This is a genomic window from Gordonia oryzae (assembly GCF_003797185.1).
Taxonomy (GTDB): Bacteria; Actinomycetota; Actinomycetes; order Mycobacteriales; family Mycobacteriaceae; genus Gordonia; species Gordonia oryzae.
In genome coordinates, this window is the sequence record NZ_RKMH01000004.1 from 167,813 (window position 1) to 181,719 (window position 13,907).

Genomic DNA, 13,907 nt, shown 5'->3' on the forward strand with positions numbered 1-13,907 from the left:
TGTTGGGCTGCCGCGGTGGGGCCGGGTGGCCACTTCGTTCTCGTAGCGCTCACGTACTTCGGGTCGCAGTCGCGATCATCGCGTGCTGTCGCGGGTGCAGGTAGTCGCGCGGCGCGATCCTGGTCTCGGCAGAGCCGAATCGGCGGGTAGGTCACACCGACAACGCCGACATCGACCACGTACGCTGGTCCACGTGCAACGCCAGATCGTCGACTACGCCCTTCAGCGGCGATCGCGGCTGTCGCAGGTTCATTCCGGGCGGGTCGGCGTGACCGAGGTCTGCGACGCGAGTCCTTATCTCCTGCGCGCCGCTAAGTTCCACGGTCGCCCCAGCTCGACGCTCTGCCCGATCTGCCGCAAAGAGCACGTGACCTTGGTCTCCTGGGTGTTCGGGGATCGTCTGGGCCAGGTGTCGGGGTCGGCGCGTACGGCCGAGGAGATCTCCCGCCTGGACACGACGGCCGAGGAATTCTCCGTACACGTGGTCGAGGTATGCCGGACCTGCAGCTGGAACCATCTCGTGCAGTCATACGTTGCCGGTCTGCCTCCGCGCTCTGCCCGTCGTCGTCGGGTGGCCGAGTAAGCGGTCCGTGGCCGCCTCTTCGAAGTCCGGCTTTTGTTTGCGGCTCGTCGGTGCGTCAGAGTGGTGGACGGCAGTCATACCGACAACCGGCAATCTTGCCGACAAGTAGTGTGAGGAACGTCGAGCCGATGGTGTATGCGGTTCATGGGGAGGTCCGACGATGAGCGAGTCACGCAGTACGACGTCGCGGCGCGCCACATCTACCGACTCCACGACCGGACCGGACCCGAAACGGTCGCGGCTCCGTCTCGTCGCGTGGGTCGTGGGTGCGCTCGGTCTGATCGTCCCGGTCGTCGCGTTGGTCGCGATCGTCGGTTTCCTGATCGCCTACGCGACGGTCACTGTGCCGCGTCCCGGTGACATCAAGCAGAACCAGGTCGCCACGATCGTCGACGCCAAGGGCAACACCCTGGCGAAGATCGTGCCGCCGGAGGGCAACCGCACCGACGTCAGTATCAGTGACATCCCCAAGCCGATGCAGGATGCGGTCATCGCTGCCGAGGACCGCGAGTTCCGGACCAACGACGGCTTCTCGGTCCGTGGTCTGTCCCGCGCGGTGTGGGGTCGCATCACCGATAACGATCTCGCGGGCGGGGGATCGACGATCACCCAGCAGTACGTGAAGAATGCGCTGGTCGGCGATGAACACAGCTACGAGCGCAAACTGCGTGAGCTGGTGATCGCGACCAAGATGTCGAGCGAGTGGTCCAAGGACGACATCATGGCGGCTTACCTCAACACCATCTACTTCGGTCGGGGCGCCTACGGAGTCGGGGCCGCTGCGCAGGCTTACTTCCGCAAGGACGTCAAGAATCTGACACCCGCCGAGTCGGCGGTGCTGGCCGCAGCGATCCGCTCACCTTCCTACTACGATCCGGCGGTCAACCAGGAGGCGGCGACGGCCCGATGGAACTACGTGCTCGACGGCATGGTGCAGATCGGTTCGATTACCCAGGCCGACCGTGCGGCGATCCGCTATCCCAAGGTGGCGCCGCCGCCGACGGCGACCGGTGAGACCGTCGGACCCAATGGCCTCATCAAGCGGCGGGTGCTCGCCGAACTCGGTGATCTCGGCATCTCCGAGCAGCAGGTCCGCACTGAGGGCCTGAAGATCACCACGACGATCGATCCGCAGGTGCAGAACGGCCTAGTGCAGGCGGCGTGCCGCGACAACAACATCTACAAGTGCCCCAACGGGATTCTCGTCGGCGAGCCGGCGCAGATCCGCGACGCCGCCGTGTCGATCGATCCCCGTACCGGTGGGGTCGCCGGCTACTACGGCGGTGACGACGCCCAGGGCTGGGACTATGCGCAGGCGGGTCTGCAGACCGGATCGTCGTTCAAGGTGTTCGCCCTCGCGGCCGCACTCGAGCAGGACATTCCGCTGTCGAAGGTGTATAGCTCGGCGCCATACACCACCTCGAGCGGGCTCACCATCGAGAACTCCGACGGTGAGAGCTGCGGCTCGTGCAACCTCGCGACCGCGATGAAGATGTCGCTGAACACCGTGTACTACCGGCTGATGATGGACCTCAAGAACCAGGCACAGGACGTGGCCGATGCCGCGCACGCCGCTGGCATCGCGGAGTCTTTCGGCGACATCGCGCACACGCTGCAGGAATCCAACGGCGGCGTGCAGGGCGGTGTGGTGCTCGGGCAGTACCCGTCCCGCGTCATCGATATGGCCTCGGCGTACGCCACCTTCGCCGCATCCGGTATCTACCGTGCTCCGCACTTCGTGCAGAAGGTGGAAACTTCCACCGGCGACGTGCTCTACGAGCGCCAGCCCGACCCGGGCAAGCGGGTGTTTCCGGCCAAGGTCGCCGACAACGTGACCGCGGCGCTCGAGCCGATCGCGGCCTACTCCAACAACAACAACCTCTACGACGACGAGCTGGGATCGCGTCCGTCGGCGGCCAAGACCGGTACCGCGCAGCTGGGTAACACCGGCCAGAACAAGGACGCGTGGATGGTCGGATACACCCCGCAGCTCTCGACCGCTGTGTGGGTGGGTACCGACCAGGGCACCGCCCTGGTCAACGCCAGTGGGTCGATGGTCTATGGCAGCGGTCTGTCGGCGCAAATCTGGAAGCGCGGTATGGACGACGCGCTTGCGGGCCAGCCCATCGAGCAGTTCCCTGAGCCTGCAGCGGTCGGTGGCCAGGCCGGCGTCCCGTACGAGCCGCCACCCACTTCGTACAACTACAACTCTCCGTCGACGAGGCCGAACCGGACGCCGCCGACCTCGGACTATCCGGGTGGTGGGGCGATCACCATCGCACCGGGCATCACCATCCCGGTCCCGGGTGGCGCGGAGCGCGGTGGAGGCGCTACCGGCGACGGCGGCGCTGGCAACGGCGGGACCGGCAACGGCGGCGCTGGCAACGGCGGGACCGGCAACGGCGGCGCTGGCAACGGCGGCACTAGCAGCCAAGGAGCGGTCCCTGCGCCCGGCGGCTGACGGGACGTCACCGCCGACCGATGAGGTCGCCGACGACAGTCCCGCACCGCTGGCCGCCGACCTTCGTACCGACACGCATCGGCTGATCCCGAGTCACCATGATCCGGTGGTCGCCGAGGTGTCGTGGGTGCTCGGCGGTCCGCTAGGTGCGCACGCAGCTGTGGGACGTAGCCCACGCTGGACCCCGATCCGGGTGTTGTTCCTCCTTGCGCTGTGCACGTTGGCGCTGAGTTGGTTCGGCAAGGCCGGGTGCCTGCAGCAGGAAGTTGTCGTGAACGCGGGCCAGGGGCAGACAGCGGTGAAACTCGACCGCGACGATCAGCGTCAGTTCACCGACCTCTGCTACTCCGACGTCATCTCGCTGTTCGGTGCCGAGCAGCTCGACAGGGGTGAATTCCCTTACCGGACATTCTGGTTCGAGAACAATGGTGACGGCCGGGAGATCAAGCGGTACATGGAATATCCGGTGATCACCGGGATGTACATGTATGCCACGGCCTGGATGGGTCGTGAATGGGCGTCGGCATCGGACCGCTGGGGCCTCCCGGGCGCGTTGCCCGCGGTGCTCTACTTCGACCTCGCCGCACTGGGTTTGGCCCTGTTCTGGTTGATCACGGTCTGGGCCACCGCGCTGACCGCTCGGACCCGCATCTGGGCGGCCTGGCTCGCGGCCGTATCCCCACTGGTGATCGTGCATGCCTTCACCAACTTCGACGCCATCGCCACCGCCGCCCTGGCCGTGGCCCTGCTGTGCTGGGCGCGCAAGAAGCCTTGGCTCGCAGGCGTGTTCATCGGTCTGGGAACCGCCGCCAAGTTTTACCCCCTGCTGTTACTGGTGGTCCTGTTCCTCCTGTGCCTGCGTTCGGGCAAGCTGCGCGACTGGTGCGCGGCGGCTGCTGCTGCGGTCATTGCGTGGACTGCGGTGAACCTGCCGATTCTTATCCTGTATCCGCACGGCTGGTACGAGTTCTTCCGGCTCAACTCCGATCGCGGCGCCGACGCCGACACCCTGTTGCGTCTGGCAGCCAAGGCGATCGGTGCGACGTGGAGGGTCGACGTCCTCAACGTCGTCTCGTCGGGGCTGATGATCCTCGTCGTCCTCAGCATCGGATGGCTGTGCCTGGCCGCGCCACGCCGACCCCGCGTCGCGCAGGTAGCCTTCCTGATCGTCGCTGGGTTCCTACTGGTCAACAAGGTGTGGAGCCCCCAGTACTCGCTGTGGCTGGTGCCGCTGGCGGTACTGGCCATCCCGCATACACGCCTGCTGCTCGCGTGGATGGCCATCGACGCCCTCGTGTGGATTCCGCGGATGTCGCTGTTCATCGACCCCAGCCGAAAGTGGTTGCCACAGGAGTGGTTCACCACGATCATCGTGATCCGGGCCCTGTTCGTGATCGCGCTCTGCATCATCGTCATCTGGCAGATCCTGCGTCCCGAACACGACCTGATGCGCCGTGACAACGAGGGCAACCAACTCGACGACCCGGCGGGTGGGGTGCTCGACGGTGCGGTCGATCGGCTGTCGTGGGCACGACGCACCCAGCGGCCTGGGATCGAGGGATCTGGAGTCGAGAGGACTGCGACCGACCGGGCCGGGGTGTACCCCTAGTCCCGAGTCCGTTCCAGCAAAACAGCTTTCGCAGCCGGCCAGTCCTCGTCGATCATCGCGAACTGCGCGGTGGTGCGCCAACCGTCACCGAATCGGCGGTGCTTGCGGAGCAGCCCTTCGAAGGTGGCGCCCAATTTGGCGATGGCAGCGCGGGATTGGGTGTTGCTCTCGTGGGTGTGCCAGACCAGCCGGACGGCGCCGCACTGGTCGAAAGCGTGGTGCATCAACAGGTATTTGGCGGTCGGGTTCACCCTGGTGCCCTGAACATTCTCGGCGTAGAACGTGTAGCCGATGGCAGCGGTCAGGTTGGCCGGGTCGATGTCGTAGAAGCTCGTCGAGCCGACGAGCCGGCCATCGGTGTTGTCGACGACGGCGAAGGCCACGCGTCGCTGGGGATCGGCGAGCGCCGCCGAGATCCATTCGGCCGCGGACTCGACATCCGTCGGGACGCTGGGCGCCCAACGGAACCGGGCCGGATCGCCGACGACCCGTGCGAGTGCGTCGGCGTCGTCGATGGTGAACGGACGCAACGTCACCCGGCCCCCGACGAGCGTGCCGGTGCCGAGCCAGTCGCTCATGCCCCGGCGGGCACGCGGTGCCCGGGTGGTGCGTCGTCGGGTTCGGACGAGGGTGCGTCGGCGGGGTCCGGTCGTCGGCCGATCGAGGCGAGCGGTTCGCGCAGACCCGCGCTGACGAAGGCACCGATGAGATAGACCAGCACCACCGCGTGCACCCACACGCCGAGGTTGACCCCGGCCATCACCCACCACTTCATCGGCTCACCGGACACATAGATGCCGAACAACCGGAAGATGGTGGTGTCGAGGATGAAATCGGCGATCAGATACGTCACGATGACCGGCCACCGTACCCGCAGCAGCACGAAAAACGGCAGAATCCACAGCGTGTACTGCGGCGAATGCACCTTGTGGAACACCATGAAACCGGCGAGCATCGCCGCACTGACGCCGATCCACGGGTAGAGCCCGGTCCGGTTGTACTGCCGCCGGCCGAGATACACCGCGATGACAAAAGCGCACACGATGAGAGTCGGCGACAGCACGCCGACGATCGAGTTGTAGGTGCCGTTCTGGCCGCCGGTGAGATGGCGTAGGCCCCAGTACCAGATGGAGTTGGTGTCCAGATCGGCGCGACGTTTGCCCTGAAAAGTCAGTGCCGCGCGCCACCCGTCATATCCCAGCACGATGAAGGGCAACTGGATGACGGCGACGGTGAGCGCAGCGGTCACGGCCACCCACACGGCGCCGACCCAGTCGAGTGCGCGGCGCCCGCCGGCTCCTCCGGTCAGCACGTAGATCGCCAGTGGCAGCACGAAGAACCCGGGATAGAGCTTCAGACAGAAGCCGATGGCCAGCAGGATCGACGCGAGTATCGCGCTGGTACGCAGGTTCATTCGCCGTTCGCCCGTCGACGGCTTGATACTCGCCCCCCACGCCATGACGGCGACGGCACCGACGGCCGTCGCCACCACCGGCAGCTCCCAGTTATGGAAGGCGTAGAGGACCAGCGGCGGGGTCATCGCCCACCACAACACATTCCAGCGGGTGAGCACGGCGAGCATCGCGGTGATCCCCACACCGAACGGCGCGAGCAGCGCTGCCGAATGGCGGAAGAAATCGACGTCAGTGTGCGCGCCGATCGCACCGAGCCACATCAGGATTCCCGAGAGCACCGGGTACTCCACGGAACCACCGAAGAGTTGGCCGTTGGCGCCGATACCGCCGTGGATGTAAGGAAAGACGTGGTTGTTGATGTCGCGGCCCACCCACAGGTACGCCAGATCCGAGTAGCAGGGGATGATCGAGTGCGGATCGCCGACCGGCCACTTGTGGCTGCGCCCGTCCGGGAAGAACGGTGGACCGACGCACGCGATCTTGGCCTCGTAGCTCCAATACATGAGCAGCAAGGTCAACAGCAGGGACACGGTCAGGATCAGGATCAGATCCCCTCGACGCGACAGGGCGACGCGCCCGTAGCGGAACGTCGTGCTCAGGCGGTCGGACATGCGCTACAGGGTAAGCGGAGCGCCCCGCGCATCATGAAATCGACCAGCCAACGGTGACCTGGCTCACTCCCAATCCCGACGGATCGGTCAGCGGCGGGATCGGTGCCGCTCCGACCCGGGGTCAGTCCGGTCGGTGAGAGACGTGGACGTTCACGAGGTGTCCGCCGGGATCGCGCAGGAGCAACGAGCGACTGCCCCGGCATACCGGTGGGCACATCTTTGACGAATCCGTCGACGGCGTCGCCCGCTGCCTTGATGGTCGTCGACGACGTGATGGCCAGGGGGCGGTAATCGGTGGTGAACCCGGCGAACAAACGAGGGCTGGCGGTCCGCGCGTAGGCCGGCGATCGCGTCGTAAAGCCGACCAGACCGTCGGCGTCGTGGGTGAGGAGGCGGGTGGCCGCGAAGTGCATGAGAGGGTGCGCCGGTTCTTGGATGTGATGTCGCCAGGTCTGGAGCGCGATTTCCCTGGTCAGGGGTACCTCGTGTATCTTAGGGCGGTTGCCGACGCAGGCGACCCTCCTGCCACGGACAGTCCGTGGCCGATGAGCCCATAGGAGGTGATGTGGTCACATGCGTCATTACGAATTGATGGTCATCCTCGACCCGAGTCTCGACGAGCGCACCGTTGCTCCGTCCCTGGACACGTTCCTGAACGTCGTCCGCAAGGACGGCGGCAAGGTCGACAACGTCGACATCTGGGGCAAGCGCCGTCTCGCCTACGAGATCGCCAAGCACAGTGAGGGCATCTACGCCGTCATCGACCTGAACGCCGAGCCGAATACCGTCAGCGAGCTGGATCGTCAGCTGAAGCTGAACGAGTCGGTGCTCCGCACCAAGGTTCTCCGGAAGTAGTACACAGGCTTTCTCCGATGTCCCGAGATAGTCGGTACCGGACCCTAGGGTGAATCACTAGTCCGGTGCACATCGACCATCGAGTGCCCAGCCACGACCAAGGGGAGACACATGGCAGGCGAAACCGTCATCACCGTTGTAGGCAATCTGACTGCTGAGCCCGAACTGCGGTTCACCCCCTCGGGTGCCGCGGTCGCCAGCTTCACGGTGGCCTCCACTCCGCGCACCTTTGATCGTCAATCCAATGAATGGAAAGACGGCGAGGCACTGTTCTTACGGTGCAGCATCTGGCGCGAAGCTGCGGAGAACGTGACCGAGAGCCTGACCAAGGGAACCCGCGTCATCGTGCAGGGTCGCCTCAAGCAGCGTTCCTACGAAACCCGCGAGGGTGAGAAGCGCACGGTTGTGGAACTCGATGTCGAAGAGATCGGCCCCTCGCTGAAATTCGCCACTGCGTCGGTCAATCGCGCCTCGCGTGGTGGATCGTCCGGCGGTGGAAGCTTCGGTTCGTCCGGTGGCGGCGCAAGCCGCGGCGGCGGATCGGGCCAGTCCGCACCCGACGATCCGTGGGGCAGTGCGCCCGCGAGCGGTTCCTCGTTCGGTGGTGGCGGCGGGGACGACGAACCACCTTTCTAAGAAACATTTTGACTGGAGCATCACATGGCTAAGCAAAAGAGCAGCCGGAAGGTGCGCGTCGAAAAGGTCACCAAGACCAAGGCGTGCTCCTTCTGCAAGGACAAGAACACCAGCACCATCGACTACAAGGACACCGCGCTGCTGCGCCGCTTCCTGTCCGACCGCGGCAAGATCCGTTCGCGTCGCGTGACCGGCAACTGCGTTCAGCACCAGCGCGACGTCGCCGTGGCCGTCAAGAACTCGCGTGAGGTGGCGCTTCTGCCGTTCACCTCGACCAGCCGATAAGCCGAAGGGAGAGAACACGATATGAAGCTCATCCTGACTGCTGCCGTGGAAAACCTCGGTGAAGCCGGCGATTCCGTCGAGGTCAAGGACGGCTACGGCCGTAACTACCTGCTGCCCCGCGGTCTGGCCATCAAGGCCACCCGTGGCGCCGAGAAGCAGGTCGAGACCATCCGTCGGGCGCAGGCTGCCCGCGAGGTCCGCGGCCTCGAGCACGCCAACGAACTCAAGCAGGCACTCGAGAACCTCTCCGAGGTCTCGCTGTCGGTGAAGACCCATGACTCGGGCAAGCTGTTCGGTTCGGTCACCGCCGCTGACGTCGCCGGTGCCATCCGTTCGGCCGGCGGCCCCGTCGTCGACAAGCGCAGTGTGGAGCTACCCAAGGGTCACATCAAGGCCACCGGTAGCTTCCCGGTCGTGGTGAACCTGCACCCCGACGTCGCCGCGACCGTGTCGCTGGCGGTCGTCGCCGGCTGATCAGGCTCGCGCGCAACAACTTTCGGCCCGCTGATCACGCTATAGGCGTGATCGGCGGGCCGAAGTGTATGTGGAACGATGGTCGAGGCGTCCCAGGCGCCGTGCCTTGAGACCGCGTAACCCTTACGCGGCAACGCAACTCACGCCGGAGCTACCGGCTCCGCCGGCAGTTGACTCGAACCCCGAAGCGCCGCAGGGAGATACTGCGACGCCGGATTGCCGTCGTGTGCCTGATCCCATGCGGGATAGAAGAACTTGTGCCACTCGGGCGCGAAGATCAGTGCGCGCGAGCCGGTTCGGCAGGCGACCTCGTTCGGCGCCGGCACCGTGCAGGTGACTCCGGCAATCGTCACCCGCTGGCCGACATGCAGGATCGGTGGACGAAAACCGGTCGTGGAGCCGAAACGATAGGTCGGTGCGAACGGCCAGTTGGTGCGCACCCAGGACGGCCCCTGCTGATCGCCGGCAATGGTCGCGCCGAGGGTCCGCGACGCCGGGGTGTCGGCGGGTGCGGTAGCCGGGCTGCCTGCACAGCCGACGTAGCGGTCCTGCGGGCCGACCTGACACATGTAGCGCCCGGTGGTGAAGTACGACCGCCCGTTGTCCTCGTAGGCCAGCGAACGGAACGCGTCGGGGTTCACCGGGGTGTAGCGGCTCAGGTCGAATTCTATGGGCAATGGGGGCGGCGGAGCGGCCGACGCCTCCGATGCCAGCGTGGAGGGCGCGGCGAGGGCGATGGTCATGGCAACACCGACCGTGGCGAGCGCGCGCGAGAACGTACCGAACGTGCGAATCCTGGACACGGCCTTCATTGCATCACAGTCGTGCGAAGGCGGGGGAGTGTTTGACCTCCGCCAGGGCCGACGCTCACTCGCGGGCGGTTCGAGAACCCCCCATCGTCGTGTCATGGCCGGCTCATGGACTGTTCACGGGCTGGTAAACGCCCAGTGGTTGCCGCCTCTCGCAACACGCCCGGCCGCCACATTGCAGCGACACGCCGAGGAAGGAGAGATCTCGTCTCTGTGGAAATCGTGCACATGGTCTGAAATGGGGCGATGAGACAAATCGCGTCAACTTTCCCCATCTTGTCCACAGGCCGTGGCCAGTGAACCACAGGCCGCGCGCCACGCGTCCACAATTGCTGCACAGATCGGTCCACAGGCGGGTTTGAACGTGCGCCGGTCTCCTCCTAGGGTCACCTCTCAGGGTGAATCGTCACCGGTGTCGGCGACGTGATCGCGGGTTCTGTCGGTGGCCGCGGGTAGTGAGTACGTCGGGTACGGGGTATGTCGGCTACTGAATACGGCAGAGATATCAAGAGGTGGATCCGTGGTGCGGATCTGCCGTGATCGGCGCGAGAGGTTGGGCATCGGTGGCGGTTGTCGATGATCGCGGGCACGGCGCCCGGAGTGATTCCGGACGCGGGGGGACCGGGGGTTTTGACGACGAAGCGCCGATCCCGACCGAAGAGTTCGGTCGCCAACCACCGCAAGACATGGCCGCCGAGCAATCGGTGCTTGGCGGCATGCTGTTGTCGAAGGACGCCATCGCCGACGTCGTCGAGAAGATCCGGCCGGCTGACTTCTACCGGCCTGCACATCAGGCCGTCTACGACGCCATCTTGGAGCTCTACGGCAAGGGTGAGCCTGCCGACGCCGTGACCGTCTCCGCCGAGCTGGAACGCGCCGGAGAGCTGCGCCGCGTGGGCGGTGCACCTTATCTGCATACCCTCATCTCCACGGTGCCCACGGCCGCCAACGCCGGCTACTACGCCGAGATCGTCGCCGAGAAGGCCATCCTGCGGCGACTGGTGGAGGCCGGGACCCGCATCGTGCAGTTTGGTTACTCCGGTGCCGACGGCCAGGACGTCGCGGAGGTCGTCGACCGCGCGCAGGCCGAGGTGTACGAGGTCACCGAGCGCCGTACCGCCGAGGACTACGTCCCCCTGGAGGAACTCCTGCAGCCGACGATGGACGAGATCGACTCGATCGCCTCGCGAGGCGGACTGTCGCTCGGTGTGCCGACGGGTTTCGCCGATCTCGACAAGCTCACCAATGGCTTGCATCCGGGGCAGATGATCATCGTGGCTGCGCGTCCTGGTGTCGGCAAGGCGCTGTCGCTGGATACGCCGCTACCCACGCCCACGGGCTGGACAACGATGGGCCGCGTCGCCGTCGGCGACAAACTGCTTGACGCCCACGGCCGCCCCACCACTGTCGTGGCTGCGACCGATGTCATGACCGAACGGCCTTGCTATGAGGTCGAGTTCGCCGACGGCAACACCATCGTCGCCGACGCCTGGCACGAGTGGGCCATCGAGGTCGACGGCAGCAGTCAGGTCGTCACCACCGAGGGCATGTGCGCCCACGTCGGCAGCGCGTTCATCCGCAACACCACGCCACTGGAACTGCCGCGCAAGCGATTTGCTTACGGTCCGTACACTGTCGCCGCGTTGGCCGGGATGGCTTTCGACGATCCCGAGATCGGGATGCGCATCGACGCCGAGGGGCCCGTCGATGTGATGACGTTGATGGCCGACCTCGGCGGGCACATTCCCTACGAGTACTTGCGCGGTTCCATCGCGCAGCGCCGCGCACTGCTCGCGGGTTTGCTGGACGCGCGCGCGACCGTCGACGACGACGGCTGGATCACGGTGCCCGCCGCCACCCGACACATGACCGCCGTGGTGGCCGACCTCGTCGCCGGACTCGGCTACACCTACCGGCGTTCGGCCACCGGGTGGCTGCGCGTCGACGCCGACGACGATGTGTTCACCGTTCATCACAAAGCGTTGCGGCACAAAGAACTCCGACGCCCGGCAGGCGTGCGACGCATCGTCGCGGTGCGTCCCGTCGACAGCGTCCCGGTGCGGTGCGTGCAGGTCGACAACGAGGATCACCTGTTCCTCGCCGGTGAGGCGATGGTGCCCACCCACAACTCAACGCTCGCCATGGACTTCCTGCGGTCGTGCTCGATTCACCACCACATGACCGGCGCCATGTTTTCCTTGGAAATGAGCAAGGTCGAGATCGTCATGCGACTCCTCTCGGCCGAGGCGAAGGTGAAGCTCGGTGACATGCGTGGCGGTTCGATGACCGACGACGACTGGACCCGACTGGCCCGACGTATGGGGGAGATCTCCGAGGCCCCGCTGTTCATCGACGACTCGCCCAATCTCACCATGATGGAGATCCGCGCCAAGGCCCGACGGCTCAAGCAGCGAAACGACCTCAAACTCGTTGTGGTGGACTACATGCAGCTGATGACCTCTGGAAAGAAGGTCGAGTCACGTCAGCAGGAGGTCTCGGAGTTCTCCCGCCAATTAAAGCTTCTCGCAAAAGAACTCGAAGTTCCCGTGGTCGCGATCAGCCAGCTGAACCGTGGTCCCGAGCAGCGGACCGACAAGAAGCCGCAGGTGTCAGATCTGCGCGAGTCGGGATCACTGGAGCAGGATGCCGACATGGTTATTCTGCTTCATCGGCCCGACGCATTCGAGCGCGACGACCCCCGTGCTGGTGAGGCCGACATCATCGTCGGCAAGCATCGTAACGGGCCGACCGCCACGATTACCGTTGCGCACCAACTACATTTGAGCAGATTCGTGGATATGGCGAGGGGCTGACGACTGCTGTAGGTTCTCTGTAGGTTCCACGTGAAATTGTCAGTTTCCGAGCTCGTGTCAGTGGAAATGCTAATAAATTCGGACTTTCCCAAGATCCGTGTCAGTAAGTCTGGGGAGAGTTCCAGGGGGTGGCGGGGTTTCGGTCCTGACGTCAGGCGAGTCGGTCGTGACTGGTCCGGCATGTTGTGGGACTTGGGGTGGGCTATCGCGTAGTGGTCAGTGAGTTGCCGGCCACAGTGACAGTCCGATCCTCCGCTGTTAACATCCCGCGACCCACCACAACCCCTGTCCACCAAAGTCTCTCAGCTACCGTTGTTTCGAGGGTGTGACACCGCCGCAACTTTCCTACACAGAGAACTTGACAAGCTCCCGGATGGGCAAAACCACGCCCATGAATTCAGCAGGTGAGTGCTGCACGAGACCCTGTATAGCGTTGACATTGGCGTTGTTGAAGTTCGGTGTCGACGGACTCGACTGGCGTGACAGCACGAAAGTCGTGAGCGCCGCGGCAATGATGAGGATGGCACCGAGTCCCAGCCCGAGTTGGACAGATCGTTTATGCAAATATCGAGTCATAAAAATGTGCCCCCGCACTGTAAGCCACCATATTCTCCATCCTGAAGGCTATGGACGTCTGGGTGAATCCGCCGTCCAGATCGCCGTACCACCCGGTGCCGTCGTTTCGGGCAGGATCGAGCGCGACCACTGGTCCGCGGTCAGCGACCACGACGAGTTCATGCAGATCCGGCGGCTGCTTCGTAGGAGAGCCATCTGCTTCACGGAACGTTGTCGGGTCTGGACGGTCCCAGTGGTCATACGCGGAGTGAAACCCCTGGATCGGAATGAGGCATGGGAAGTCGGTGCCGTAAAACCCGTTGTGCAGGCCGGTCACGAGATCGCCGGTTGCCGCGGCCATTGATTCCCAGTAGTCGGGCAGATCCCCCGTCCAGGGCGGTCCGCCGGACATGACCACCGTTGCCGCGTGATCATCGAGGTCGAGGCCATCAGGGACCACATACTTCAGGGTGATCACATTCGCGACGTCGGTGAGTGGGTCACCGATCATGGGGTCGACGACAGGCATTCTGGTGCGTGCCAAGAAGACACCGATCAGGCTGCGGTCCAGCCACTGCGGAATCCGCGGCATGGTTGGCGCATGTGCCCGCCACAGATCCGACACGACCGACAGATCGGACAACGCGTCAGACCATGCGGCAGGCACCATCGACGTCTCCTCACCGGTCAACTCTTCCGGTTCAACCCGGGTGGGACCGATATCGCGCAACCGTTCAGCGCTCAAACTCCTGAACCATTGCCGCCGATCCTCGATGTTCAATGAAGAATCCACGTCACCGC

12 protein-coding genes are annotated in these 13,907 nt (G+C 64.8%); 8 read left to right on the plus strand and 4 right to left on the minus strand.

All coding sequences use genetic code 11. The features are described from left to right. Positions 1-193: 193 nt before the first annotated feature. The 3 genes from EF294_RS06670 to EF294_RS06680 all read left to right on the plus strand — a co-directional run bounded on the left by EF294_RS06670 (position 194) and on the right by EF294_RS06680 (position 4,653). A complete protein-coding gene (locus tag EF294_RS06670) occupies positions 194-583 on the plus strand; it encodes a DUF5318 family protein (protein ID WP_123927178.1) in 390 nt (129 codons plus the stop codon). A gap of 160 nt (positions 584-743) precedes the next feature. Next, on the plus strand, positions 744-3,044 hold the full coding sequence (locus tag EF294_RS06675) for a transglycosylase domain-containing protein (RefSeq protein ID WP_123927181.1): 2,301 nt from the start codon (positions 744-746) through the stop codon (positions 3,042-3,044). After that, on the plus strand, positions 3,028-4,653 hold the full coding sequence (locus tag EF294_RS06680) for a glycosyltransferase family 87 protein (RefSeq protein WP_246007739.1): 1,626 nt from the start codon (positions 3,028-3,030) through the stop codon (positions 4,651-4,653). Before EF294_RS06675 ends, EF294_RS06680 begins: the two co-directional genes overlap by 17 nt. Here the strand turns inward: EF294_RS06680 and EF294_RS06685 are convergent. Then, positions 4,650-5,231 carry a GNAT family N-acetyltransferase gene (locus tag EF294_RS06685; protein WP_123927183.1) on the minus strand — a complete coding sequence of 194 codons (582 nt, stop codon included), beginning with the start codon at positions 5,229-5,231 and terminating at the stop codon, positions 4,650-4,652. The two genes, EF294_RS06680 and EF294_RS06685, sit on opposite strands and share 4 nt — an antisense overlap. Then, entirely contained in the window at positions 5,228-6,679 is a 1,452-nt protein-coding gene (locus EF294_RS06690; RefSeq protein ID WP_123927185.1) for a hypothetical protein, read from the minus strand. Before EF294_RS06690 ends, EF294_RS06685 begins: the two co-directional genes overlap by 4 nt. A 573-nt stretch (positions 6,680-7,252) precedes the next feature. Here EF294_RS06690 and rpsF point away from each other — a divergent pair. From rpsF to rplI, 4 genes are all read left to right on the plus strand, one after another. After that, positions 7,253-7,534 (plus strand): 30S ribosomal protein S6, encoded by a 282-nt coding sequence (gene rpsF, locus EF294_RS06700; RefSeq protein WP_006373164.1) that lies wholly within the window; start codon positions 7,253-7,255, stop codon positions 7,532-7,534. A gap of 111 nt (positions 7,535-7,645) precedes the next feature. Continuing rightward, positions 7,646-8,170, plus strand: a complete 525-nt coding sequence (locus EF294_RS06705; protein WP_123927188.1) for a single-stranded DNA-binding protein — start codon at positions 7,646-7,648, stop codon at positions 8,168-8,170. A gap of 24 nt (positions 8,171-8,194) precedes the next feature. After that, positions 8,195-8,455: a 30S ribosomal protein S18 gene (rpsR, locus tag EF294_RS06710; RefSeq protein WP_006373162.1), complete on the plus strand. Its 261-nt coding sequence runs from the start codon at positions 8,195-8,197 to the stop codon at positions 8,453-8,455. 21 nt (positions 8,456-8,476) lie between these two features. After that, the gene (gene rplI, locus EF294_RS06715; protein ID WP_123927191.1) at positions 8,477-8,929 is read left to right on the plus strand and encodes a 50S ribosomal protein L9; all 453 of its coding nucleotides are present in this window, start codon (positions 8,477-8,479) and stop codon (positions 8,927-8,929) included. A 140-nt stretch (positions 8,930-9,069) separates the two neighbouring features. Here rplI and EF294_RS06720 read toward each other — a convergent pair whose 3' ends face one another. Continuing rightward, the gene (locus EF294_RS06720; protein ID WP_123927194.1) at positions 9,070-9,741 is read right to left on the minus strand and encodes a hypothetical protein; all 672 of its coding nucleotides are present in this window, start codon (positions 9,739-9,741) and stop codon (positions 9,070-9,072) included. 560 nt (positions 9,742-10,301) lie between these two features. Here EF294_RS06720 and dnaB point away from each other — a divergent pair. Continuing rightward, on the plus strand, positions 10,302-12,551 hold the full coding sequence (gene dnaB / locus EF294_RS06725) for a replicative DNA helicase (RefSeq protein ID WP_123927197.1): 2,250 nt from the start codon (positions 10,302-10,304) through the stop codon (positions 12,549-12,551). A gap of 556 nt (positions 12,552-13,107) precedes the next feature. On the opposite strand, the gene EF294_RS06730 is transcribed toward dnaB, so the two are convergent. Further along, positions 13,108-13,899, minus strand: coding sequence for a hypothetical protein (locus EF294_RS06730; protein ID WP_123927200.1), 792 nt, complete (start codon positions 13,897-13,899; stop codon positions 13,108-13,110). Positions 13,900-13,907: the final 8 nt, after the last annotated feature.